The 26202-nt window shown below is 55.1% G+C and carries 20 protein-coding genes; 8 read left to right on the top strand and 12 right to left on the bottom strand.

Features of this window, described 5'->3' with window-relative positions:
• The first annotated feature begins 39 nt into the window (after window positions 1–39).
• The 3 genes from KF752_13895 (at window position 40) to KF752_13885 (ending at window position 3236) form a co-directional block, all read left to right on the top strand.
• Window positions 40–1140: a Gfo/Idh/MocA family oxidoreductase gene (locus tag KF752_13895; protein MBX3422641.1), complete on the top strand. Its 1101-nt coding sequence runs from the start codon at window positions 40–42 to the stop codon at window positions 1138–1140.
• 261 nt (window positions 1141–1401) lie between these two features.
• Window positions 1402–2286, top strand: coding sequence for an ABC transporter ATP-binding protein (locus KF752_13890; GenBank protein ID MBX3422640.1), 885 nt, complete (start codon window positions 1402–1404; stop codon window positions 2284–2286).
• Complete coding sequence (locus KF752_13885) at window positions 2283–3236, top strand: ABC transporter permease subunit (protein MBX3422639.1); 954 nt, start codon at window positions 2283–2285, stop codon at window positions 3234–3236. The genes KF752_13890 and KF752_13885 overlap by 4 nt, the downstream gene beginning before the upstream one ends.
• A 113-nt stretch (window positions 3237–3349) precedes the next feature.
• Here the strand turns inward: KF752_13885 and KF752_13880 are convergent, their stop codons facing one another.
• The 6 genes from KF752_13880 to KF752_13855 all read right to left on the bottom strand — a co-directional run bounded on the left by KF752_13880 (window position 3350) and on the right by KF752_13855 (window position 11950).
• Complete coding sequence (locus KF752_13880) at window positions 3350–4642, bottom strand: amidohydrolase family protein (GenBank protein ID MBX3422638.1); 1293 nt, start codon at window positions 4640–4642, stop codon at window positions 3350–3352.
• Window positions 4642–5790 (bottom strand): aminopeptidase, encoded by a 1149-nt coding sequence (locus KF752_13875; protein ID MBX3422637.1) that lies wholly within the window; start codon window positions 5788–5790, stop codon window positions 4642–4644. Before KF752_13875 ends, KF752_13880 begins: the two co-directional genes overlap by 1 nt.
• Window positions 5791–5837: 47 nt before the next feature.
• A complete protein-coding gene (locus tag KF752_13870) occupies window positions 5838–8714 on the bottom strand; it encodes a VWA domain-containing protein (GenBank protein ID MBX3422636.1) in 2877 nt (958 codons plus the stop codon).
• On the bottom strand, window positions 8711–11263 hold the full coding sequence (locus tag KF752_13865; GenBank protein MBX3422635.1) for a BatA domain-containing protein: 2553 nt from the start codon (window positions 11261–11263) through the stop codon (window positions 8711–8713). Before KF752_13865 ends, KF752_13870 begins: the two co-directional genes overlap by 4 nt.
• 340 nt (window positions 11264–11603) lie before the next feature.
• Window positions 11604–11816 carry a hypothetical protein gene (locus tag KF752_13860; protein ID MBX3422634.1) on the bottom strand — a complete coding sequence of 71 codons (213 nt, stop codon included), beginning with the start codon at window positions 11814–11816 and terminating at the stop codon, window positions 11604–11606.
• A gap of 38 nt (window positions 11817–11854) precedes the next feature.
• Complete coding sequence (locus KF752_13855; protein ID MBX3422633.1) at window positions 11855–11950, bottom strand: VCBS domain-containing protein; 96 nt, start codon at window positions 11948–11950, stop codon at window positions 11855–11857.
• Window positions 11951–11960: 10 nt separating this feature from the next.
• Here KF752_13855 and KF752_13850 point away from each other — a divergent pair, with 10 nt between their 5' ends.
• Window positions 11961–12332 (top strand): integrase core domain-containing protein, encoded by a 372-nt coding sequence (locus tag KF752_13850; GenBank protein ID MBX3422632.1) that lies wholly within the window; start codon window positions 11961–11963, stop codon window positions 12330–12332.
• Between the two features lie 638 nt (window positions 12333–12970).
• On the opposite strand, the gene KF752_13845 is transcribed toward KF752_13850, so the two are convergent.
• Window positions 12971–13585 carry a hypothetical protein gene (locus KF752_13845; protein MBX3422631.1) on the bottom strand — a complete coding sequence of 205 codons (615 nt, stop codon included), beginning with the start codon at window positions 13583–13585 and terminating at the stop codon, window positions 12971–12973.
• Between the two features lie 1035 nt (window positions 13586–14620).
• On the opposite strand from KF752_13845, the gene ggt reads away from it, so the two are divergent.
• Complete coding sequence (gene ggt / locus KF752_13840) at window positions 14621–16372, top strand: gamma-glutamyltransferase (protein MBX3422630.1); 1752 nt, start codon at window positions 14621–14623, stop codon at window positions 16370–16372.
• A 119-nt stretch (window positions 16373–16491) separates the two neighbouring features.
• On the opposite strand, the gene KF752_13835 is transcribed toward ggt, so the two are convergent.
• The 5 genes from KF752_13835 to KF752_13815 form a co-directional block, all read right to left on the bottom strand.
• Window positions 16492–17025, bottom strand: a complete 534-nt coding sequence (locus tag KF752_13835; GenBank protein ID MBX3422629.1) for a bacterial transcriptional activator domain-containing protein — start codon at window positions 17023–17025, stop codon at window positions 16492–16494.
• 22 nt (window positions 17026–17047) lie between these two features.
• Window positions 17048–17818, bottom strand: coding sequence for a succinate dehydrogenase/fumarate reductase iron-sulfur subunit (locus KF752_13830; GenBank protein MBX3422628.1), 771 nt, complete (start codon window positions 17816–17818; stop codon window positions 17048–17050).
• Between the two features lie 51 nt (window positions 17819–17869).
• A complete protein-coding gene (locus KF752_13825) occupies window positions 17870–19684 on the bottom strand; it encodes a fumarate reductase/succinate dehydrogenase flavoprotein subunit (protein MBX3422627.1) in 1815 nt (604 codons plus the stop codon).
• Window positions 19685–19717: 33 nt separating this feature from the next.
• Window positions 19718–20560, bottom strand: a complete 843-nt coding sequence (locus tag KF752_13820; protein MBX3422626.1) for a hypothetical protein — start codon at window positions 20558–20560, stop codon at window positions 19718–19720.
• Window positions 20561–20987: 427 nt separating this feature from the next.
• On the bottom strand, window positions 20988–22481 hold the full coding sequence (locus KF752_13815) for a hypothetical protein (GenBank protein ID MBX3422625.1): 1494 nt from the start codon (window positions 22479–22481) through the stop codon (window positions 20988–20990).
• Between the two features lie 294 nt (window positions 22482–22775).
• Between KF752_13815 and KF752_13810 the strand changes: the two genes are divergently transcribed.
• Genes KF752_13810 through KF752_13800 form a run of 3 tightly spaced genes read left to right on the top strand, consistent with a single transcriptional unit; the run spans window position 22776 to window position 26199 of the window.
• Entirely contained in the window at window positions 22776–24686 is a 1911-nt protein-coding gene (locus tag KF752_13810) for a HAMP domain-containing protein (GenBank protein MBX3422624.1), read from the top strand.
• Complete coding sequence (locus KF752_13805) at window positions 24683–25804, top strand: hypothetical protein (protein ID MBX3422623.1); 1122 nt, start codon at window positions 24683–24685, stop codon at window positions 25802–25804. The genes KF752_13810 and KF752_13805 overlap by 4 nt, the downstream gene beginning before the upstream one ends.
• Entirely contained in the window at window positions 25777–26199 is a 423-nt protein-coding gene (locus KF752_13800; protein MBX3422622.1) for a DUF2752 domain-containing protein, read from the top strand. Before KF752_13805 ends, KF752_13800 begins: the two co-directional genes overlap by 28 nt.
• The last annotated feature ends 3 nt before the right edge of the window (window positions 26200–26202 follow it).

Below are 26202 nucleotides of genomic sequence, written 5' to 3'. Positions count from 1 at the left end.
GTCGGGCGCAATCGAATACCTCAATTTACAGGAGTTGTCGTGTCGCAGTATTCAGTGGCAATCATCGGTCACACGGGGCGAGGGGACTACGGCCACGGGCTGGATACCTGTTGGCAACAACTGCCAAACTTTCAGGTTGTCGCAGTGGCCGACCCGGTCCCTGAAGGCTTAGGCAAAGCGGTTCAGCGCACGGGAGCGCGGCGTGGCTACGACGACTACCGGCAGATGCTGGAACGGGAACGTCCACGAATTGTTGCCGTGGCTCCTCGGTGGGCAGACCAGCACCACGCCATCGCCCTGGCCTGCGCCGAACACGGCTGCCACATGTACATGGAAAAGCCGTTTTGTCAGAATTTGAACCAGGCTGATGAGATCATTCAGGCCTGTGAGATGCGACATGTTAAGTTGGCAGTGGCTCACATTAGCCGGTACTCTCCCCAATTGGCGGTTGTCAAGAAGTTAATTGCCGAAGGAGCGATTGGCGATGTGCTCGAATTGCATGGGCGCGGTAAAGAAGACGCACGTGGTGGCGGTGAGGACTTCTGGGTACTGGGTTCTCACGTCCTGGACTCGATGCACGCTATCGCGGGTGCTCCCATTCGTTGTCATGCCACCTTATGGGATGACGATCAGCTCGTAACCGCCCGGTCAGTTCACGAAGGTAACGAAGGGCTCGGTCCGCTCGCCGGTACGCAACTCGTCGCCATGTACGAATTTGCGGGCACAGTCCTCGGTTTTTGGAGTTCTCGCAAGAATGCCGGTGGATCGCCGAGTCGATTTGGTCTGCGAATTGTGGGAACAAAAGGCGTGATACAAATTGCTTCAGGCTATGGCGTCCCAGCCTATTTGCTGGAAGACCCAACGTGGAGCACTGCCAACAGCCAAGCCCATTGGCGAACAATCAGCTCGAGTGGTCTGGACCAACCTGAGACACTAACAAGTACAGGCTACGACGGCGCGCATCCGGTTGTGATAGAAGATTTGGTGCAGGCCATTCAAGAAGATCGCCAGCCCAAGTGCAGCATGTATGAAGCTCGCAATACCATCCAAATGATCATGGCTGCTTTTGAATCTCATCGACAAGGCGGCGCAGTGGATTTGCCGCTCCAAGTCGCGGGAAATCCATTGCTAGATTGGTAAGCCAGCACTTAGAGTTTCCAAGGCGGCACAGGCGTGGTGAAAATGCCGCATCCGAATGTCTGAACATGCCTAGCCTGAAGCGCTTACAAGGCTAAAATTTGTACTCGGGCCAGGTTAAATCCAGAGCTATCTGGCAGAGTTCGCGCTCTGCGGATACAAACCTCGGATTGCAAATGCCTGCATAGCCGGATGTGTTAAGAACAAGGTCGCTTCTGACACTAAGCATCTTTGCACACTGCCAGAACGGAAAATCTGCTGCTGATGACGATCTTGCGCACCGAGAAGCTCACTAAAGTCTACGGCAAACTTGTTGGCTTACGTGATTGCACGCTGGATGCCAGCGGTGGCGAAGTGCTGGGACTGCTTGGTCCCAATGGCGCTGGTAAGACAACGCTCCTGCGGATGTTGGTTGGACTGCAAAAGCCTACCTCCGGCCGCGCGTTTGTGCTGAATCATGACGTTAGTTCCAACACGACCGCTGTGCGCGAAGCGCTGGCTTACTTGCCCGGCGATGCTCGACTACCCCCGGCTTTCTCCGGCAAAAACGCGCTGCGGATTTGGTCGGGTCTACATCCCCGCGCGTCTCTTGAGCGAAGCCAACAAGTTGCCGAGCGACTGGACCTGGACCTATCGCGGCGCGTTGGGTTGATGAGTACCGGGATGCGCCAAAAGCTGGCGCTGGCGGTTGTGTTCGGCATCGATGCGCAGTTGATTATTCTAGACGAGCCCACTGCCAATTTGGATCCTACGGCGCGGGGCGAGGTAATCAAGCTGGTCCTCGAAGCTCGGCAGGCGGGCAGGTGCGTAGTTTTCTCTAATCACGTTTTCAGTGAAGTGGACGAGGTTGCCGATCGAGTGGCTGTGCTGTCAAAAGGTCGATTGGCTCAAGTAACGAACATACAGTCGCTGCGTCGCCATTATCGCGTAACCGGAATTCTGCCAGCCGTAGTGCATGATATCCCAGCGGATTACGAGATTACTTGGAATAGCCAGACTGCCGGCAACTGTCGCTTTGAAGTTAAAACGCAGGGCTCGCTCGTGGCGCTGCTCAATTGGCTTTCGCACCAGCAAGTTGATGATTTGCGTGTTGAACCGATTGGTCTTCGATCTGTGTACGAGCTAGCGGCCGGGGAGGAATCCGTATGAACCGTTCGCTGCTGAAAAAATCCATTCGCGAAGCGTTACCGTTGTTGATCGCGTGCGTGTTGGCATTGTTTGCGTTTTCGTGGATTCGCGTGTGGGTAACAGGACTGTTCGAGTTCACTGAAGTGCAGGAGTTGCTCCAGCGCTTTCGGCGTTTTGAACGATTCAGCCCAATTCCGTTTGATCAGCTGGCTAGCTACGAAGGCCGCATTGGCATGAATTTTGACGAACCCATCGTCTTGTTGTGTGTCGTCATTTGGAGTATTGCTCGCGGATCAGACATTATCAGCGGAGAATTGTCACGCGGGACAATGGAGATGCTGTTGTCGCAGCCTATTCGCCGCGCGGAATTACTTAGGACTCAGATTCTGGTGGCAGTCGGTGGACTGTTGCTGATGGTTACGGCACATTGGTTGGGTATGACCTGTGGTATATACACGGTGTGGGTTACGGAAGCGGTTGGCCCAGTACCTGTTAATCTGCCGCTGTTGGGGGCCCTGGGACTACCGCAGGCAACTCCCGAAACAGTGCAGGTTGTCTTGTCCTCGCGCGTCAGTCCATTTCAATTCTTGCCAGCCACATTGAATCTGTTTCTGTTTGGCTTTCTGGTGTTTGGACTGGCAACCATGATCAGTTGTTTCGACAGTTTCCGCTGGCGAACTATCGGCCTGACGGTTGGCATCCATGTGTTTCACGTCGTCCTACTAGGTCTGAGCCAAGCCACGGATCGCCTGAAGTTCTTAGCCTGGTTCACCTATTGCAATGCCTATCAGCCTCAAAAGCTCATTTTACTAACCGCCAAGACCAACCGCGAGAATTGGCGCAGCAACTGGCTTCAGCCGGACGGATCATGGCTAGTGGCCGGATTGCTATTCCTGCTGTGTGCTGGTATCACCTGTCTGCTGGTCGGACTCTGGCGGCTCAATCGCCGCGATCTCGATCCACCGTTTTAATTTCCAGCCGTTGCGTCAGCGAATGGCTGTGCGCGGTTCCTGTACAGCCCATCCTGAATTTGCGTCGCTCAGATCGAAGTCGGCCAGCATGTTCGAAAGTCTGATTCTCGCACTCACAGTCCGCCACTGACAAATCTACCGCTAATCTCAGCCGGTCTGCCGGGCAGCATCAACTGTGTGGTTTTCCTGTGGCACCGTGCGACAATGTGACCGCGAGAGACAACCAACAATCGGTCGGCGCGCAAGCGAATCGCCTCAATAGCATCCGCAGCATCTAACACCACCAAACTCGCCCGCTTACCCGGTGCCAGCCCTAGATCGTCCAGTCCAAGTATCTGAGCGTTGTCTTTAGTCACCAGATCAAAAGTGCGCTGCATCTGATCAGGGCTCGTCATGTGCGCTACATGTAGCCCCATAGAGGCTACATCCAACATGTCCGCCGCCCCCAACGGATACCAAGGGTCCAAAACACAATCGTGCCCATAGCCCACGCGTACCCCGTGAGCCAACATCTCTGGGACTCGTGTCAAACCACGACGCTTGGGGTAGCTGTCATGCCTACCCTGGAGTGTGATATTAATCAACGGATTTGCGATGGCAGCTACACCCGCCTCGGCCATCAGCGGCAGAAGCTTGGACACAAAATAGTTGTCCATCGAATGCATCGACGTCAAATGCGATCCGGCGACTCGGCCAGTCAACCCGAGACGCTGCGTTTCGTAGATCAACTGTTCAATGTGACGCGACAGCGGATCATCCGTTTCGTCACAGTGCATATCGACTGGCAATCCACGTTCGGCAGCCAGCTCGCACAGCTCAGTCACGGATTGTCGCCCCAGGCCCATCGTCCTTTCAAAGTGCGGAATGCCGCCAACGACATCCACTCCCAGGTCGAGTGCCCGAATCGTTAACTCGCGAGCCTGCGGACAGCGGTAAAATCCGTCTTGTGGAAATGCCACCAGTTGCAGATCTAAATAGCTGGCCACCTGTCGCTTAACTTCTAACAGCGCCTCAACTGCCACCAAGCGCTCGTCGCACACATCCACATGACTGCGAATCGCCAGAATACCGTTGGCGACCGCGCGGTCACAATAGGCCAGCGCGCGGCCCGTAACCGCTTCGTGTGTCAGCATTGGCTTCAGCTTGTTCCACAGCGCTATGCCTTCTAACAATGTCCCCGAACGATTGATTTCCGGAATACCGTAAGAGAGTGCTGCGTCCAGGTGAAAATGAGCATCGACAAACGGCGGGGCTACCAAGCATCCGGTGGCGTCGAAGGTTTCGGCGGCCTGCCCTCCAATCGCTGGACCGATCTCCACAATGCGATCGCCCACTATGGCGATGTCGGCTGGGCCGTAGCCCACAACGTTGCCTCCGCGAATGAGCAAATCAACTTGCGTAACCATTATTGACCTGTATGACCACCACGGGACTGTGAAGTTAATGCTGATGGATTCAGTCCCTGCAAGGATTCTGGCACAAACAAGCCGTCACGACGAATGGTTTGTCCATCAAAGTCGATGCTGCCGCCCCCATATTCAGGCCGCTGGATGAGCACCAAATCCCAATGAATCTCAGATCGATTGCCGTTACCCGCATCTTCGTACGAATTGCCAGGTGTGAAGTGCAGCGAACCGGCGATCTTTTCATCGAATAGAATGTCTTTCATCGGTTGCAGGATATACGGATTAAATGCGATCGCAAATTCCCCAATGTAGCGTGCACCTTCATCAGCATTCAGTATTGTCTCGAGCCGCTGAGAGTCACCAGCGGCCGTGGCCTTCACGATCCGACCTCGCGCGAACTCTAACCGTATGTTGTGAAATGTCAGACCGTTGTAAATCGTAGGCGTGTTGTATTCGATTACGCCCTCGACGCTATCGCGCACTGGCGCAGTGAAGCACTCGCCATCAGGAATGTTTCTACGCCCGCAACAGCGTTTGACGGGAATGCCTTTGATTGAGAAAGTCAGGTCTGTGGCACCTGGCCCACGAATGTGCACCCGGTCGGTCTGTTGCATCTGCGCTTGAAGTACGCAACACGCCTTATCCATACTTGCATAATCCAACGTACAGACGCGAAAGTAGAATTCCTCAAATGCTGCGGTACTCATTTCGGCCAATTGAGCCATACTGGGTGTCGGCCAACGGAGCACACACCACTTGGTATGATTGACTCGCTGCTCAAAGTGCACAGGCCGCGCGTACATGCGGCTAACCAGCTGCATCTGTTGGCTGCTGACTCCTGACATTTCACTGACATTGTGCGAGCCGCGCAGCCCAATGTAGGCTTGCATTTTTGCCATCCGGAAGCGGTCACAATCAGCCCACACCGCCAGATTCTCCTCGCTGGCCGATTCGTTCAGTGCTCGCATGACACGATTATTGCGCAGCGATACAAGCGGATGGCCACCGGCCGCCTGTGCCGTTCGCACCAGCGCAATGACCATCTCTTCCGGAATATCGAACGCTTCGATTAGCACGCGCTCGCCCGGCTGTAGCTCTGTCGAGTAATCGATGAGCAACTCAGCCAACTGTTGATATCTTGCGTCCATCTACTATCCAATCTGTGGCTGTTGACACTGTGAAGCACGACCGCCGTTTAAGCTAACCGATAGACGCGTCGCGACAACCACTCCAAAGATAAGCTACTGGCGATCAGCGACATTAGCCAACCTAACCACCTCAGTTGAAACTCGCGCTCGGATACTCCGGGGGAATAAGCGACTTGATCCTGCGAGGCGATGGCAGCGACCAAATCCAATTGGCCGTTTTCGATGGGCTGAATCGCTGCGGCGACTCCCGGCCAGTACCTGCCGCCGGTGTCGTTGGCCAGTTGACTTAATAAAGCATCATGCCGTTGGGCGTTCTGCAACTCCAGCTTGGGCACGCGAGCCTGCAATTGTGTGCGTAGGATTTCGTTGGAAGACAAGCCGCCAAGCTGCAGTTGAATACGGTAGGTACCGACGCTTAACACCGGAAATTGCCCAGAGTAAACGCCGGGTTGAGAACCATCAGCTAGCGGCCTGAGCACGAGCGGAATGTTTAGGCCTTGAGGATCCACCAGCCTGGCCACAACTTCGCTTTGCACCAGAGGTTCGTAACGCTCGTTTTTAAGTACAGCGCGAACGCTCACCTGCTCGCCCTGCACCGCCTCTTCACGATCCATGAGCAAGACGCCCCGATCCGAGTCCAATAAAAGTCGGCCTTGAGAAATCCAACGCACCAGCTTGGTGTAATACCGGTCAAAGTACTGGTCGCCCAAGCTGCGCAGCCGCCACATTTCGCTGCCACCTTGAAAGACCACCCGGCCGGCGCCGTAAAACTGGCTCGCCAGGTAAATAGGTTGTTGTCCACCGGCTGCCGATGTGGGATCCGAGAAATAGGCTAGCGCTTTAGCGCCGGGCTTCAGCTGATAGGCAGAGTAAAACGTATGGACCCCAGAAAATGACTGCCACAACTCCAGGCTGCTAGTCGGCTCATCGGTCAACCACAGAAACTCGGTTTGACGACCGTCGGGGCTAATCAAAAGTGGCCAGGTCGACTCGCCTTCTACTCTGCCAGCCGCCAACAGCGCACTTCCACGGACATCCAGAATGACCGGCGACAAATCACGCAGAATCTGCGAGCGTGTGCCGCTGGCAGATCGCGCCAGCCATTTTGGTGTTTCCACAGATCCAGCCACCATCAATAATCCACCGGCTTGTTCGGCGACCCATTTTTCCATGGCCTGTAAGGCCGCTTCGGGCACGCGAGTCCAATCCGCATCCAGCGCTAAAATCGCGTCGTATTGTGATAGGGCGCCGCGATCGGCCGGGAACTCGCTCAGAATCTGTTGAGCTTCCTGCGAAGTGCCGCTATCGCCCGACTGCAACAGAACATGTGACTGCACATCTTGGTCGCGATAGAGCAGATTGCGAACAAACTGATACTCGCGCAGCGGACCGCCGGCTATGATCAGCACGCGATTTTGTCGCTCGATTACTTCCGCTTCGGCTAGCGCGGCGTTGTCGTCTGGATGTGCTTCGCCTGGCAGCGGTGTGATACGAGCCATGTATTTCCATTGGCCAACGGCTTTAGGTGACAATTCAACGGACACCGTTACCAATGAACCATCCGTGGGTATTTGGGCTGTCGCCTCGGTCTCGATCTGCATCGCCTGAATATCGTCCTGCTTACGCCCCGACAGAAACTGCACTTGAACAAATTGTCCCTGGAATCCAACCGAGTCGATTAGGGCAGAAACTGAAAAGCGATCACCAGGGTAGAGACGACGTGGCATGTCCAGTTCGACGAGTTGCAAATTGGCTGGACGCTGATCGGAGCCAACTCCAATAATGTACAGCGGTACGCGGGCAGTCTGGGCCGCCGGCACTACCGCCCGCGGATCGACTCCGGCGTTGCTGCGGCCATCGGTAACTAAGATAATCCCAGCCAACGGATTACCGGTCTCATGATCCAAGATCCAACGCAATGAATCGCCAATTCTAGATTCCACGCCAACGGGTTGCAGTACCGTGGACCAATCGATCGCTGTCGTTGCTGCGGGAGTCAGCCCCGGTTGATCATTGCCGCTGGCGGACTGAGCGGTGGGGGAATCCGTTCCGCGAACAGCTGACGTTGTATCTGCGGTCACATTCTTAGGCGCAGCCAGACTCCAGAGACTAGCTAACGTGTACTGAGAATTTGGAACCACACCCCAAGCCCCTAGGACGAGCGCGATCGGCGCCAGACAACTGCCAGCCAACAGCATCCATGGACCAGGACGCCACTGGCTAGCTCCGAGCGCATGAGCTAACAGTGCCAGCGCAATCGACAAAGCGGCAACTACACCCAAAGCAGTAGAAGCCAGGACTAACCAGCGCGCAGCCGTTAGACTGATCCAAATTGGTCTTCTGCTGGAATCTGCTACGGATTCGTTCGCTACATCGTCTGCTGTGGCACTCTGTCGATCCAATGCCACCAATGCGGTTGGGCGTTGGGCTTGATCGAAGCGGTAGACCGTCACCTGATGTCCGTCAGTCAATTGTTTGAGCAGCGGCGACTGTGTCAGCATCTCAGCCATCTCTTCGCTGCGATTCACGCTGGCAGGCACGCCCGATGGCGACGGCGTTCCAGGCGCGGTCATGCTTAGGCTGGTATCGACCAATACGGCCACGCGCGAGGGGCGGACGATACGCTGTTCGGTACGCTTGTCCAGTTGAAAAAAATAGAGCAGTATGCCAATCAATGCCACCAAGCGCAGCCACAATAACGCCCAGCGGACCGGAGCGGGCAATTGTAATCCGTCCCACTTGTACCACTGAACAACATGAGCGACCACCAACAGGACGATCAGCCCCAGTAAAAGCCAATGCCACCACTGGTCAAGTTGCTCTAATCGGACCCACTGATAAACGTCGCGCGACTGCGCCAGAAATAGGCTGCGCGTCTCTATGAGAGTTATGACTCGGAGTGAATCGACCAGCGGAGCAATCATTGTCCCACCCCCTGGTTCGGCAACATCTGCAGCTTGGCCGATCGTACGGGGCGGGCGTGATAGCTAGCCGAATAAGCCAACATTTGTTCGGCCAGTAATAATGCTACCAACAGAAACAGCAATAGGCTGCTCTGCGATGTCTCTCGCGAATTCAATCCGCTGGACAAAGCTCCGCTATCGCGAATCTTTAAGTTGACGCCAGCAAACTGCCTAGCCAATTCCTGATGACCAATCCTTTCCAGATCACCTTCCTCGGGTGCGACATTGCGAACTTGGTTGTGCAAACGCAGCGATCCGTCACTGGCCGTCATCCAGCTCTCAATTACGCCTGGGCGCAGAGCCGCATCCAGCAAATTGCGATCCGACACTTGCAAGTCGATTGGCAGCGTGAGCTGCGCGACCGTTTGCTCCGCATTCCACTCGATGGGCCGCTGGAGCCGAATGCGGCGTCCAGAGCTGCCGGGCAAAAGAATATCACCTTGCGGCAGAATCGTCGAATCGACAACAACCATCTTCAGTTCAGTGCCCACAGGCGCTTCGGTTGGCGGTCGCCGAAAACTGCCCAAATATCCCAAGGATCGAAGCGCCATGACCACAAAAGTCGGATCCTGAGCCCACGTGCTCCACTCTGATGACATGCCTGTTAAGATCGTGACAACATGGCCAGCGCCGCGCGTGCTGTCAATGACCAGCGGACCAAGGTCTGGCCCGAAGGCTACAACCTCCAGGCCAGGCGACTGTAATGTTGCAGGCAGCGTGCGAAGATAGCGGCGGATCCGTAATGCAAAAAAGGGATTGCTGGATAGCTTGCTCAGTGGAGACAAGATCGGGTGCTCTGTGGCCACAACTTGCGGTCCGCGAGATGAAACCACCTCTGGCACCTCTTCAATCGACTGCAACTGCACCGGCAGCAGCCCTTCGCCGCCGCGATACAGTTGCTCGTTGGCGAATTGCAGGTTTGTATTTGGGCCGCACATAATCAGCACCCCACCACCGGCATCGCGATATTCCTCCAATTTGGAAATCGCTTGTGGATCCAGTCTGGGGATGTCCAGCAATGCAATAACATCATATTCCAACAAGCGTTCTGCAGCGGCATCTCGCAAAAACGAAGCGTCGAATTGATCAAAGCTAATTCCAGTCTGCAATCGTTCGCCCGGCTGTATGACCGATTGAAAATAAAAGGCATTTGAGCGCAGCGCATCTCCGTCAATTAACAACACTCGCTGCGATTGATGAATATCCAACACGCAGTGCCTTCGATTGTCAGCCGCCAACGCATCATCGGGCAAAGTGGCTTCAATGATGTGTTGGCCAGCTGTGGGAAAGACAACCTGAAACTGTCGTGTTACCGACTGGCCTGGGCCAATTGACTCGATGACGACCGGCGGTAGCTCCAGTGTGACCCCGGAATACTCTTGATCGGCGCTGGGAGCCACGTCACCATGCCGATAGCTGACTTGTCGTATTTTGACCACTACGTTCTTAGCAGGTTGGCTTGTCTGGTTACGCACAACAACTTGGGCCATCAGCGGCACACCGATCGCCCACACTTCCTGCTCGGGAACTAGCGATACCAGCGACAAATTCTCGCCCATGGAATCAGCACAGTCGACCACATGGATCGCAACCCCTCTTTGCGACAGCGGCAACAACCGCCGACGAAGCGATTGAGCGTCGGCAAATTGACTTCGTCTCAGGTCGGTCAGAAAATAGACGATTGACAATTCATCAGGCTGAGCCGTGATGGCGGGTTCGATAAGTTCAATCGCTGACTCTGGGGCTAATTGCAAGGCTGTCGGCTCGGTCGCTGTCAGCCGATCCAGCAGCCGGCTGGGGTCGCCAGGAACGGTTTGGGCTGACAGGTCTGCGGCCAGATTCATTTGCCCAATTACAGCGCTGACTTCGGTCGGAGGTTGCGCGACTATGGTTTCTAAACTTCTAGCCGCATTGCCTGACGGGGCAACAGATTGGTCTCCAGCAATTTGGTTTGAATCATTCTGAGGCCGGGCTTCTGTCGCAGGCATTTGCCCAAGGGCCAGCGCCGCTCTACTCCAACGTAACAACGTGATCTGATGTTCGCCCGGTTGATTGGCAATGTCCCGAGTCAGTCCCGCCAACGCCTTGAGCGCCCGCTGATAAGCCGTTTCGCCTTGCAATTGCAAACTGCCCATCGAATAGCTATCGTCCAACAGGACATAATGATGCGTGGTCTTTCCTCCCAGCCAACTGAGCCACTGCGCACTGCTAACCCATTTGGCCAGCAGCATAACCAGCAGCATCATGGCCAACATTCGAGACATCAGCAACAGCCATTGCTTGAGCAACACCCAACGTCGGTTGCGACGGTAACTCTCCAGCAGAAACTCCATCGCCGCCCAACGCTGTCGCCGATATCGTAGCAGGTTGATCAGATGCACCAAAATGGGAACACCAACCAGCAAGAAGCCCCATGTTAATGGCGAATACAAGAACTGCATGTCGACGACGTGATAACTTGCGAACCATCCTAGCGAAAGTCGTTGGCCACCGATCGGCCAACCACTCATTCTACGAAAATACGCCGGGACAACCAGCAGCGATCAACGGGGTCAATAGAAACCACCGCGACACGCCGAATTTAGGCCGTTTTCAGGACAGACCAATCCCGAAGCAGTGGCAATTCCTGTGTCACTTGCCGCCTGTCTGGTTGCATGCCAAGAATGTAGCCCAACTGCCGCCACAAGACAGCCCGCGATCCCCAAGACACGCTCATCTTCAAATCAGCAGCAGTCGGTGCGGCTCGGCAAGTGGCTTAAGGCCAATGTTTGCCGTGGACAATTCTTATAAAATTCCCGCGCGCCCTGCTCAAATCTCCAATGGCAAGCGCATTTTAAAAAATTTCAATTCTCAATTATCAAACAGCCGACCCTCGAAGGTTTGATTCTCTGCCTCTTCTTCTTCCTTGGTCTCCTTTGTGCCTTGGATAATCACCAGCGGATCGACGTGGACCCAAGCGGCGGAACTGGCTAGGACGGCAAGCGCAACCTGCCCTAGATAGACGACCCACACCACAACACCTGCTCCCAAGCTGACCGCAAACACTGAATCCACACCGACCATGAATTGAATTCCGCCGCGATCGCTGCCGCCATCAGTGTTCAGGTCAGCGTATCGGCAGCGGTTCGCAGCGCCTGCACGTCCGGATGCAGCTGGTCGATCACATACTGGTAACTGCCGTCGGCCTGCAGAGTCACCCAACCGTAGTTGCCCGCAACGCTCGAGCCTACCGCACCGGAGGTCGATGCCTGCACACTGACGGCCATGCCCACTACGCTGCGCGTGGCCCCTGATCCACATCCCTGTCCCCCTGATCCATCCCACCTGAGCCAGACCGAACTGCTTAACGAACTCGATGCACGCCTCAATGCATGTGCCTGGCAGCACGACTTCAACCAGCAGCGCCCGCATAGTTTGCTTGGATACTTAACCCCACCTGAGTTCGCGCTCCGTTGTGGTGCTTCGTCCCGTCGAGTAGGCACGGGGGATTGCTCCCCCGCACCTCTCACAGAACCGGACTTGTGGGCCCACATCCGGCTCCTCAAGCTGAACATGCTAGAACAGCATAAGCTGCCCTGACCAGTGCGGCTGGCTGGAGTTCTTGCCATCGGACGGAGAGCGATACAAGCCGTTGCTCGAACCATGCGTTCGAGTAGGCTTTGTGGACACCAAAGCTGCTGCTTCGCTTCCAAACGCTACGAATCTGATAGGCGGTTTTCCAAGCTTGGCCCCGGGATACGCCGCGGGTTTGCAAATGACGGTACAGGTGACGTGAGCGTTTCTTCTGGCGGACTAAGATGGCTCGTGGAAGCCGCCGGATATGAGCATCAAAGCTGCTGAAGGAATCTCTTGGGCTGGTGCATAACCGAGTATCCAACCCAACCCGTTAAATAGCGGTTGGCACTGTTCGACGCAGCGAGCGAATGAGTTGCTCCCATGCGAGGTGTTAGCTCGCGAATGCGGGCAGACAAACGTTGCTTTGTCTTAGCGGAGATACTGACTGAGATTGAGCCATCGATGCTTTCCGCAGGCTAAAGCCAAGGAAGGAAAGGTCAAACGGCTGACTCTACCGAACTCTTTTCCGTATTCACCTGAGGCGAAGACGGTCTTCGATGAATCGTTGCACGGATGCCATCACGCGTTCTCCAGCCCCAGACTGCGGACGAAAATACTGAAATCATCAGCATAAAGCCGCACCTAGCGAAGGCCACGACGACTTAATTCCCAGTCGAGTTCGTCAAGGACGACGTTCGAGAGGAGTGGTGAAAGCGGACCGCCTTGCGGGGCCCCTTCTGCGTCGGAGAACTACTGCCATCTGGTAAGACGACTTTCGCTTTCAGCATCAAGTGAATCAGCTTCAGGATAGCGTCCATCGCCGGCTCGCTGGGCCAAGCGGCTAAGCAAGCGTTGGTGATGAACTCGGTCGGCTGAACTGGAAAGATCAATATCGACCGAGGTGCCGTAACCTTCTGCGAAGTAACCCTTAGCTTCGGCGATCGCAGTCTGTGCACCGCGACGACGGCGAAACCATGACTGCCGTTATGGAAGCTTGGTTCAAAGATCGGCTCCAGAACCTGGAGGACCGCCTGCTGAACAATTCGATCCACGACATTGGGAATGCCTACCTTCTTTCGCCACCCCCGGGCTTGGGTATCCAAACTCGGCGGATGTCTCCAGGGATATACGCACCCTCGATCAAGGCTTGATGAAGATCGGCCAGCAACTGTGGAGCATGCTCGACAGCCGATCTGACGCTTCTCTCCATCGACGCCGGGAGCACCTTTATTCGATGCAACCTTGAGCAAGCCGCGCGTGCCAAGTTCGGCAGCCATGCTACTGTTCCAACAACTGATCAGTCAGTTGCTCGGGTGTCTGTTTCTGTTCGTCAAATTGACTTCCGTTGATGCTGCAAGTACTCTTGGCCTGGCAGATACGTTCAGGGACCGCGCGAACTCGCCCTGAACTCTGCATAGTGTCAGACTGTCGGCAAACACGAACTTCAGTTGACGTGATTCAGAACTTTTCAACTTGTCACTCCCTTCGCTCCACCGGCATTACCCGGCTTCAACGCTACTACGAAGTGATCCGACTTCATCGACTCTTTGGGCAGTTGTCGTTTCCGCGTGCCCTACCACATGCTCGTGGGAGTCTGATTGTGGACCGATAGAGATCTCTTGGGGTAAGGTTGAGTAATGTACGTCGCCCGGCCCTGAATGATTTCCTGGCCCCGATCGGATATTGGGCGTCGTGTATAGCGGCACACTAACCCGGGCCAACAAGCCTACAATGAGGTTCACTTGCGTTCGGTGCTGCAGTTCGCTAACAGCTTCCATCCCACATGGCCTCGCGGCGTATGAAACAGCTAGATTTAGTTGTCCATTCATGCAGTTGCCTTCGCTCGCGGTTACCTCCGATAGGTCCCGCAAAGGACTTTCACCTTCAATTACTCAACCATGCCCAACGCACCGCTCATTGCGGTCGCTCCACCGAAGCACCACAACGCCATGGCTACGCCATTACCAACTACTTAACCAAACCTTTCATAACCCCTGGTACAGAAAACTGGGGCATTCCAGTCGATTTGCAAATCGTTAGCATGTACCGGTAGAACGCTGGCGGCTAGGAGAATTCCCGCTCTCCAGGCAGATGAGAGAATTTACTTGATCGAGGCTTGAGGATGGCAATTTCGAATCATGGTCAGTGCCAGCGAAGCAAATAGAAGGTCAGCAGTTCTCGTGGAGAGTTTCCAAAGCATTTGTGATTGCATTCTAATGTTGTCCAGTTGCGGTACAATCACTGTGTGGTTATCGCTGGCAGGACCTGCTACCTGAATTGGCCATCAATAGTCGTTGATTAGGAATTGAATCATGCGAATTGTGACGCTGGGTGTTATGCTGGCAGGGCTACTGGATTACCAAACACCACTTCTTGCGCAGAACGACGCGCAGCCACATGCGGTTGCTGAAATTGGAGCCTACGATCGACCGGCCGGACCTCTGCACCAAAGCCGCTCGGTGGTCAACGCCAAGCGTGCGATGGCTTGCACCAGCGACCCTCGAGCCACACAGGCTGCCCTGGAGATTCTGAACCAAGGTGGCACTGCGGTGGATGCAGCAATTGCGGCCAACGCTGTCCTGGGCGTCGTAGAACCAATGAGCTGTGGGATTGGTGGCGATTTGTATAGCATTATTTGGGATGCCAAATCACAGAAGGTTTATGGACTAAACGCCAGTGGTCGTAGTCCTCAGAAGTTGACTCGCCAAATCGTGGCTTCGCAAGGCCATGCGGAATTGCCTAGCGCCGGACCGCTATCCTGGAGTGTTCCTGGCTGCGTTGCTGGTTGGAATGACCTGCATTCGAAGTTTGGCAGGCTGACGATCGAGCAGATACTGCGTCCGGCCATACGTCTAGCCGAGGATGGGTTTGCCGTTGCGCCGCTGATCGGTGCGTTTTGGAGTTCCATGGCGCATCCCCTCAGTCGCCATCCAGACACGGCAGCGACCTACTTAATTGACGGGCAAGCGCCCAAGTCTGGTCAGGTATTTCGCAATCCGCGACTGGCCAAGACGTATCGACAATTGGTTGATCAGGGACTTGCTTCGTACTATTCCGGTCCAATTGCTCAGGAGATCGTTAGGTTTAGCCAAGCTCAAGGTGGCTATTTTACGATGTCTGATTTTGTGGGGCATTGCAATGAGTGGGTCGATCCGATTTCGACAAACTATCGTGGTTATAACGTGTGGCAGATTCCACCCAACGGCCAAGGGCTCGCGGTCTTGCAAATCTTAAATGTTCTCGGCCAACATGACGTGGCCAAGCTGGGGTGGGGGTCGCCGGAATACCTGCATCTTCTAATTGAAGCCAAAAAGCTGGCCTACGCCGATCGGGCTCGCTACTATGCCGACATGGCTTTTGAGCCTGTGCCCGTTGCCCAGTTGCAGTCGCTGGAGTATGCGAAACGTCAATCGCAGCGAATCAACTGGCAGCAGGCCGCTCACGACATAAAACCAGGTGACGTCAAGTTGCGTGATGGCGATACGGTGTACTTATGTGTGGTGGACGAGAATCGCAATTGCTGCTCGTTGATTCAGAGTAATTATTCCGGCTTCGGCAGTCTGATGGTGCCCAATGACTTGGGATTTGTATTGCAAAATCGAGGTAATCTATTTTCACTCGACGCCCAGCATCCGAATCGTTTAGAACCGGGCAAACGGCCATTTCACACCATCATTCCTGCGTTGGTCACCCGTGACGGTCAACCGATGTTTGTGTTTGGCGTCATGGGCGGCGATATGCAGCCTCAAGGCCAAGTGCAGGTACTGGTCAATTGGATCGACTTCGGCATGAATATTCAAATGGCAGGCGACGCGGCTCGAGTGCGTCACGACGGAAGTGCAACGCCCAGGGGCGAAGTTGAGCAACCTGCCGGTGGTGTGGTACGGGTCGAGAGCGGAATACCGGCGGCGACCGTCGAGCGGTTGAGAGCTCTGGGCCACCGCGTCGAGTATTCCAAAATGTCGATGGGCGGCTATCAGGGCATCCTGATCGATCATCAGCAAGGAACGCTGCAAGGTGCAACAGAAAGTCGCAATGACGGGCTAGCCCTTGGATTAGATTGAGCAGTCGCCAGGAGCAGCAGTGCTTGTGCTGGAACCGATCGCGCTCCAGTACGAAGGTTGAGGATGTGATGCTAATCAGCACTAGCGAGTGAACCGTTACGCAACCCCGGATCACATGGCTAGCTTAGCGGTACATCATCACCATACTCCCCATCAACGTCTCGATTGGGGGAGGCAATGGCTGGGCTGTGTGAAGCAGTTTGCAGATCGTATTGATCCAACAATCGCAAGCAGCTATTCCAGCGCAGTATAGGATTCGGATCGTCGGCCGGTGCAAGTTCATTGGCCTGCATAAAGGCATTCATCGCCTTGCGAATCCATTGTTCAGCAGCCTCGATGGGTAGTCCGGCTCGCAGTTGTGCCCGCGCCCAGCGCTCGCTGATGATACCCGCATAATAGCAGCGCCGGAATTCGCTGGCAAAGTGGTCGACCAGTCGCAGCGAGTGATCCATCGCCTCACCCTGCCGGGTATCGAATTGATCCGTCAAAGCCAACAGCAGCGTCACCCAAGCATCTTCATTTTCCGGAGCCACAGCAATAATGTCCCGACAAATGCTTTCGGCCAATGCCGGCTCGCCGAGCAGTCGATAATGCTGTGCCTGCTTGAGGGCGATCGGAACACTTTCGCGACGAATCCTGCGTGGCTCTAGCATGGAACTGTCCTCGGCGTTGCACTCAGTCCGACTTGGTTGGGAGACGCTTCTTGGGCGGCATAATCTTGTGAAGGATCATCTTCACCGGATCGTAAAATCGATCTACGACGCGTTCCTTAAGTGGAATAATCGCATTGTCGGTAATCGCAATATGCTCCGGGCAGACTTCGGTACAACACTTAGTAATGTTGCAGTAACCGATGCCCATTTCTTTCTTGATGAGTGGTAGGCGATCAATCTCGTCCAGCGGATGCATCTCCAAGCTCGCGGCGCGCACCAAGAAACGGGGGCCCGAGAACTCTTCCTTCAACTCGTGCTCGCGCACAACGTGACACACGTTTTGGCATAGAAAACACTCGATGCACTTGCGAAATTCTTGAACGCGATCGGCTTCTTCTTGAGTAAATCGTGGATCCGTCTCAGCGCCTGCACGCATCTTGAAAGCTGGTATTTTCTTGTTTACCTGATAGTTCCAAGATACATCGGTTACCAGGTCTCGTATCACCGGAAACGCCTTCATGGGCCTGACTGTGATAGTCTCGCCCTCCTGATAATTGTCAATTCGATCCATGCACATCAGCTTGGGGCGACCATTGACTTCAGCGCTGCACGAACCACATTTGCCGGCCTTGCAGTTCCAGCGAACGGCCAAGTCGGGAGCTTGCGTGGCCTGCACTTTATGAACTGCATCCAACACAACCATGCCGGGATCGGCAGGAATGGAATAGTCCACCATTTGCCCACCGCCATGTTGGTCGGTTCGGTAAATCTTGAGATGAATTTTTTCTGCCATGGTGTGGGTCGTTCCGTGTCGCTGCAGGTTATCCTAATCCTAAATGGTCCACTAGCCCTTGAGCTCCGTCATGATCTTCTTGAGTTCATCGGGCATCGTCGGCAAGGGGCGTTGTTCGAGTTGAATTTCTTCACCGCGCTGGCGAACTAAACTGTTTTTGGTGCCCCAGTTTGCTTCGTCTTTGTCTGGAAAATCATCGCGCGTGTGAGCACCGCGACTTTCCTGGCGAGCGAGCGCAGCGGTGGTCACGCACTGGCTGACGTCTAACATATTCCGCAAGTCCATAGCCAGATGCCACCCTGGATTGAACTGAATGTTGCCAGTCACGCGAACTTGCTCCGCGCGCTTCTTTAATTGGGCAATGCCTTCCAGCGCCTGCTTCAAATCTTCTTCATTGCGGACAATGCCAACCAAGTCCTGCATCAGTTTTTGAAGCGCAGTATGAACATCGTAGGGATTCTCGCCTTGGCTACGATTAAATGGAGCCAGGCAGCGGTCAGCCTGTGCGGCAATCTCATCTTGGTTCAGTTTGCCGAATTGGCGACCCTTGGCAAGTTCTGCGGCATACTTGCCGGCGCGCTGACCAAACACCAATAAATCGGACAGCGAATTACCACCCAGTCGATTCGCGCCATGCAATCCGCCACCGACTTCACCACAGGCGAACAGACCGGGCAGAGTCGACTCCTGCGTGTCAGGATTCACGTACACGCCACCCATCATGTAGTGGCAGGTCGGACCAACCTCCATCGGCTCCTTGGTGATATCGACGCTGGCCAGCTCCTTGAACTGGTGATACATGCTGGGCAGCTTCTTTTTAATCTCGTCGGCAGTTCGCTGTGAGGCGATATCTAAATAGACGCCACCGTGAGGCGTGCCTCGCCCCTCGCGCACTTCGCGGCGGATAGCGCGAGCTACCACGTCACGGGTCAGCAATTCGGGAGGACGGCGGGCTTCCGGTCGTCGGCGAGCGACGACGGCGTCCACCCACTGCTTGGCCTCGCCTTCGGATTCAGCAAACTCTCCCTGATAGAAATCGGGCACATTGTCGAACATGAAACGGCGGCCAGCCTTATTCTTAAGCACGCCGCCTTCACCGCGGACGCCTTCAGTAATCAGCGTGCCTTTGACGCTCGGCGGCCAGACCATGCCCGTGGGATGGAACTGCACAAACTCCATGTCGATCAAGTCTGCCCCGGCCCACAAAGCCATGGCATGACCGTCGCCGGTGTATTCCCACGAATTGCTGGACACATCCCAGCACTTGCCGATACCTCCGGTAGCCAAGATCACCGCCTTGCTGCGGAATACGACAAATCGGCCGCTTTCCCGATAGTAACCGAAGCAACCGCTGACGCGACCGTCGTCCTGCAAGATATGGCGGATGGTGACTTCCATGAATACGTCGATACCTTGATGCACGCCGCGATCCTGCAGCGTGCGAATGAGCTCCAAGCCAGTGCGATCGCCCACGTGAGCCAAGCGCGGATAGGTGTGCCCCCCGAAGTTGCGCTGTAGAATGCGACCATCTTTGGTGCGATCGAACACCGCCCCCCACCGCTCAAGTTCGCGCACACGTTCGGGCGCCTCTTGGGCATGCAATTGTGCCATGCGCCATTGGTTGAGCTTCCAACCGCCCTTGAGCGTATCGCGAAAATGCGTCTGCCAGCCGTCGCGCTCATCGACATTGGCCAATGCGGCTGCCACACCACCTTCAGCCATTACAGTGTGCGCTTTACCGAGCAGCGATTTGCAGACGATAGCGGTCTTAGCCCCCAAGGCTGACGACTCGATGGCCGCCCGCAATCCGGCTCCACCAGCTCCAACCACAATTACGTCGTATTCAAACGTCTGATATTTGTCCATGGATCAACGAGCAACTCTTGCAAACGGGTCAGATCAAAAGAAGCGAAAATCGGCCCAACGACCGGACGCTACCATCCACACATAAAAGTCGGTAAATCCGACCCAAAACAGGCTCAACCAAGCAAATTGCATGTGAAACTTATTCATCAGCGACACGCGCTTCCAGGCTTGATAGCGACCAGCGCCGAACCGAGCGCATGAGAAACAATTCACGTTGCCACCGATCAAGTGTCGGAATGAATGACACGAGAACGTATAGGCCCCCAACAGGCCAACATTCAGCAACAACACCAGAGTACCGACACTCACGCCAAACCGGAGACCACCCTGGCCGCTAGGCCACATGGCTGCATGGACGACGTCGACGAACAGCAACACCAAAAACACGATAGCAACGTACAAAAAGTAGCGATGCAGGTTTTGAAACAGAAACAATCGCGTTTCGCCACGATAGGCTTTGCGACCTTCCCCCACGGCACATCCAGGCGGGTCAGCCAGGTACGCGCGGTAGTACGCCTTGCGGTAGTAATAACAGGTCAAACGAAATCCGCCTGGTGCCCACAGAATAAAGATGGCCGGTGAAATCCAGGCTGGTAGTGAAGGCCATACCAACAGCGGCGAGAACAGCGGTGACAACAGATACGAATGCGTTGTGTCATTGTTGGGAGGCACATAGGGCTGGACGGCACCATGTCCATATTGAAAGTAGCCCACTGGGTCCACGAGCGTCGGATAGAAGGCTCGCAATGTTGCGTACACACCGAAAGCCCCTAATCCTAACGCAGTCAACAATGGCCCAACCCACCAGCGATCAGTTCGATGCGTTTGTCCCAGTGCGTCAACCTGTGCCGGTGGTCTGGTAAGGGCGGTGGACATAGCGTTGTACGTTTCCTGTAGCAAGAATTCAGCCAACTACGGTTGGAGCGTAGGCGCAGGAGTATACCCGCTTTTAGGACCAGTTACAACACGCTTCCAAGCTGGTAGAAATCAGTCCAAACTGCAGAAGACGCGAGTCGGTTAGTGTCCATCCAAGCCAGCAGAAATGGCCTGCGCGAAAGCGCCCGCTGGGCTGCCAAGCAACTGGTAGGTTGCTTTGAAACCCGCTCCGGCTTGGGACGTGAATTGAAACTCGGGCTCGAATTCTTGGCGGTCTAGACGCCGAATCAATGTTTGCCGCGCGAAGCGTCGATTGTCATCAGCGAATGCTGACCATTAACGAACTAGCCTGGCCACTGGCAGAGCACACCAGGCTAGTCGTTTGGCGGCTTCAGTTATCGAGTACCAAACTCAAGTCAAGTGTCGTCTACTCGACTGAACGGTCGATGGCCACCAGCTTGACCTGGCCTGCTGGAGAGAAACTGGCAACTCGCTCGACAAAGACTCGGTCTCCAGCGGATAGTCGTCGCAGTGGAACCTTGCAGTACTTACCGTTGGACTTGAGCAGGCGGACATGGTCTGCATGAACCTCAGCCAGCCGCGCATCCACCTCGAACTTGCCGGTGTTGTCGCGCCAATGACGCTGCTCGCTGTGGCTGAACAGGTCGTCATCATCGCCTTGGGGGGCTGACTGCGGCTTGGCTTTCGGTGCCGGATCGCCGAATAGGTCATCTTCCTCGGCTGGAGCGGTTGGGGCGGCCGGAGCGGCTGGAGTGACCGGTGTGCCGAACAAATCGTCATCAGAATCTACAGACGGGATGGCGGGTGTTTCCAAAGCTTCAGCCGAAGGCACCGTCGCCGTGGCCGCAGGCTCTACTGAACCGAAGAAGTCGTCGTCGCTTGGAGCCGTGGCGGTCGTCGGAGTGCCGAATAGATCGTCATCTGCGGCATCAGTGGTTGGAGCGGGAGACGATTCAAATAAGTCGTCTGCTTCTTCTTTGGTTGGAGTAGACTCTAATTCAAACAGATCATCGTCTGCTTTTGGTGAAGCAGCAGGATCAGAATCAAATAGATCGTCACCAGTCTCGATCGCCGGCTTAGGCTCCTGCGCTGGCGCGGAATCAAACAGATCGTCGGCGGGTACTGGTGCTGCGTCGAACAAGTCGTCGCTTGGCACAGCCGCAGATGGTGCGGGGTAGTCAAACGGATCATCAGACGGTTCTGGCGCTGGACGTTCTGGCGCTGGACTAGGTACGGCATCGAACAGATCGTCTGATGTTTCAGGCACTGGTGCCGCTGCTTCCGGAATTAATTTATCCACAGCGGGCTCATCAGTATCATCCGTCAGGGCTTCTGCCGGCATCGGCTCAGGCTGAACCGATGATGGAGCGATCGGTGTGGGTTGATCTGCTGCTTGAGCAGTTGGCTCCGTAGCCTGCTGCACGGCATCCGACGGACTGAGGTCTGGAGCGTCTATTGACTCTTGGGCACTGGGAGACGTCACATCTGCGGGTTCAGTCGTCACCACCGGCGGCTTCGCCTCGACAACCGGCGGCTGCACCGCAGCCGCTGAAGTACTAGGTTCTGCTTGCGAGTCAGCAGGCGGTGCCTCTGTAGGCGCTGCAGGTTCGACCGCCGAGATAGAATCGCAGCCGCGCCAGTCGCCACAACCGGATTGGCAGGCGTCACCGTCAGCGATTGGAGCTGCAACACAACCACAGTCCGAGACAACGCAGCCCGTATGGCAGCCTTCAACAGCGACTACACAGCAATTCATGGAGCAACATGCCGGCGGACAATGGTGACGATGCTTGAGCCAATGCCGCAAGCCACGTCCAGCCCAGGCGGGATTGAAGGTCACTACAACGGTTAGAGTCGCTACTAATGCACAGCGACTCCAATAGCGAAACTGTTTAGACATGAAGTGTCTTCTCCACAAACGGTCAACTGCTACCCTGGACGGCCGGAAGGCGCCTGCCAAGCAATTATGCTAGTCAGATAAGTCGGGATGAACAAGCAAGCTGGACGCACATTTTGCATCCCAGAGGCCCAGAAAAATGCGAAAACTCTGCCGAATCTTACTGATATTCGCTTTATGTCGACATGAGTGATTGGGAGTTAGCGCGCGGCGACTTTAGCATTGGCACCAATTCGGCTAGGATTGGACAGCTGCCTGCGGCCAGTACCCCGCCTAATCCACAATGGATTCGTGTTGATGAAAATACCTAGACTTGCCGAATTGATGATTGCCAGTCGGCAAGCCATGAAATGGATGTTCGGGCATTGGTCGCTGCAGCGCAAGAGCCAGTTGTTTCTAAGCTTGGCGCTGATGGTTCCGATTGGCCTAGCGTTTTGGTTCTTGTCCCAGATCGTGGCCAAGGACCTCGTGCGTGAGACAACGCGACAATCGGCTCGTGATCATGCCCGGTCAGTGGTTGCGTGGAAGCATGTTGAGAGTCCCAAATTTGGTCAACAGTCAGCCATTAGCTCTCAATCTTCATTGATTCCACCTCGGCCCGTAGAGCCTCGCGGCTTAAGTTCCTCCCAGACACATTACGAGCCAGAGGCGTATGCCGTCTTGCGACGCCAGCTGGTGGACAATCCATACTTTCGCGAATCATTCTTGATGCTGGACACCGAGGTCATGCACGAGAATTTAGGCTCGGCCGATTTACCCGCCACCGAAGTCGAGCAGTCATTGATGGAACGGTTACAGGTCCGCTATCGCCAACGCCTCAGTCAGCCTGCGAGTACAACCCAATCAGCCGCTGCCACCAGCGTGGCTACTGAAACTGCAGTGGCTGGGCAGACAAGAGCCAGCGAGAACGTCGTGACTTACTTCAGTCCACCAGGCACCGTCGAAATGTTCGATGAGGATGGACCCGTGTTCGACGACGATGCCCCAGACGGCGGCTGGTACGTTTACTATCACGTCGTTCAATTCCCCGATAAATGCTTGATGTGCCACCCTCGCGATTTAAGGTACCAAACAGCGGACATTCCGTTTCGCGTCGTCAAAGTCAAAATCCCTTACAGCCAAACGCAAGTGGTCTCAGCCACCACGTTGGCCGTGATGATTACCATCGCTATGGTCACGATCGCCTGTGCGCTGCTGTTCGTGCAATACGTGTTTCGAAATATCGTTCTCAATCCACTCAATCACTTGCGAACAGTGACCGACGAGATTAGTCGCGGCAATGTGTACTTGCGAGCCACGCTGGATACTGGCGACGAATTCAGTGAATTGGGCGAAGCATTCAATCGCATGCTGCGCCACATGACCGAAGGACAATCAAAGCTACGCGAGCTGAATATGGAATTGGACATGCGCGTCGATCAACTGGCACAGGTCAATTTGCAACTCTACGAAGCCAATCGACTCAAGAGTGATTTCCTAGCCAATATGTCTCACGAATTGCGTACGCCGCTCAACAGTATCTTAGGATTCAGTGAAGTCCTGCAGGGAATCGAAGCTCTGAGCGACAAGCAGCGGAAGTATGTCTCCAACATTCAGGGCAGTGGCCGGGTGCTGCTGGAGATGATCAACGACATCTTGGACTTAGCCAAGATGGAAGCTGGTAAAATGAAAGTCTCGCCCGCCTATTTTTCACTGCCGGACTTGATTCGCGCACAATGTACAGCTTTACAAAGTCTGGTTGATGAAAAAAACATGGACCTGCAAATCAACTTGCCGGACGACATGCCGCTGGTATTCCAGGATCAGTCGAAGATTCAACAGATTCTGACCAACTTGCTTTCCAATGCCATCAAGTTTACGCCCGATGGTGGCGTTATCACCGTCCAGGCAGGTCACATCAAGGACCAACATTTCGCGATTACGGTCAGCGATACCGGCGTTGGTATTCCTGAATCGGATTTTGAAATTATCTTCGAGAAATTTCGGCAGAGTAGCGTTGTGTTACAACAGGACGGTTTGACACGCCAGTATTCCGGAACCGGCTTGGGATTGTCGATCGTCCGCGAGCTGTGCCGACTACTGGGAGGCGAAGTGCGTTTGAGTAGTCAATTGGGGACTGGCAGTACCTTTCAAATCATGCTGCCGATGCACTTCCAACCCTCCGTCGCGCCGCCACCTAACGAGCCAAGCCAGAGCCAGCCGCAATGACTCGAACCTCACCTGCCAACTCAACAAATTCTCAACCGCTGCGGGGCGCTGTGTGGGGCATCGATATTGGTGGTGCCAACGTCAAATTATTCGCGGCAGATGGGCAATGCGTGGCTGCCCCATGCGCTCTGTGGCTGGAGCCAGAACGTTTGAACTCCACAATCCGACAGCTCATGGCAACTAGCATGCAGCCTTGGTCCAACCAATCAATTATGGCGGTAACGATGACTGGCGAGCTGGCGGATTGCTTCGCTTCGCGCCGCGAAGGTGTTTACAGAATTCTCGATTGCCTCAGTGCAGTAGTGCCGGCCCCACAGTGCCGTATCTACGCAGTCGGAGGTCAGTGGTATAGCATCCAACAAGCCTGCAGCCAACCATGGGACGTGGCCGCAAGCAATTGGCATGCTCTGGCCGCCTGGTGCCTTCAAGAATCGGCTTGGGGATCTGATGAGTGGTCGACCATCGTCGATATTGGATCGACCACAGTCGATATCATCCCGCTTGCGCACAGGCAAATAGCCACTGCGGCGCGCACCGATCGACAGCGCATGCAGCTCGGACAATTGGTCTATACCGGCATGCAGCGAACGCCAATTCACGCCATCGTTGGTCAACTGGACATCGAGGGACGCTCATGTCCTGTCATGGCCGAGCGATTTGCGACCATCGACGATGTGAATCTCATTCTAGGCGCTGCCCAACAGGATTCGAACGATTGTGATACAGCCGACGGTCGACCTAGAACAAGAACCTATGCCTTGGCCAGATTGGCGCGGATGGTCGGTGAAGACACAGAAACTCTAGCTGAGCCAACGATCGTATCGTTGGCCACTCAGATTGCGGCGGCACAGGCTCGACAAGTCGGCCAGGCGCTCATCCGCAATCTCTCAACAACAGAATTGGGCAGCAATTCACAACTACCGTTCGATGCACCTGTCAGACCGCAAGTGCTAGTCAGCGGTCACGGTCGTCCGTTGATCGAACGATTAAAGAACATGACCGAATTGGAACCGGTGCGATTTGTGTATTTAGATCAGTTTGTTTCACCAGCAGCGGCTCGCTGCGCTCCGGCTCTGGCGGTAGCGGCATTATGGAAGCAGCACCAATGCTCACTTTGAAAATGCGCTGGCTGTGCCTAGTCAGCGGTTTGAGCATTGCCCTGCTGCTAGCAATAGCTCGCATGCTCACTCCGTCACCGTTTGGCATGGGCACGCATCAGCAACTGGGGCTGCCACCCTGCACCGTCCTGGAACTGTGGGGGATCCCCTGTCCAGCGTGTGGGATGACGACCAGTTGGTCATTGGTTACCCGTGGTCGAATTTTTGAGGCGGCTCAAGCCAATTCCGGCGGGATGTTGCTAGCCTTAATTGCTCTGGCTTTTCTGCCCGCCAGTTGCTATTTCTTCGTCAGCGGAAAAGCCACACGCGACTATTGGTTTTCGTGGACGCTGGCGGTCAGCCTTCTCGCTGGCTTAGGCACGGCACTCGTGCACTGGTCATTGCGGTTGCTGTAATCA

Source organism: Pirellulaceae bacterium (genome assembly GCA_019636385.1).
Classification (GTDB): domain Bacteria; phylum Planctomycetota; class Planctomycetia; order Pirellulales; family Pirellulaceae; genus Aureliella.
The sequence above is the reverse complement of the archived record's forward strand: the minus strand, read 5'-3'. Positions and strand labels throughout refer to the sequence as shown.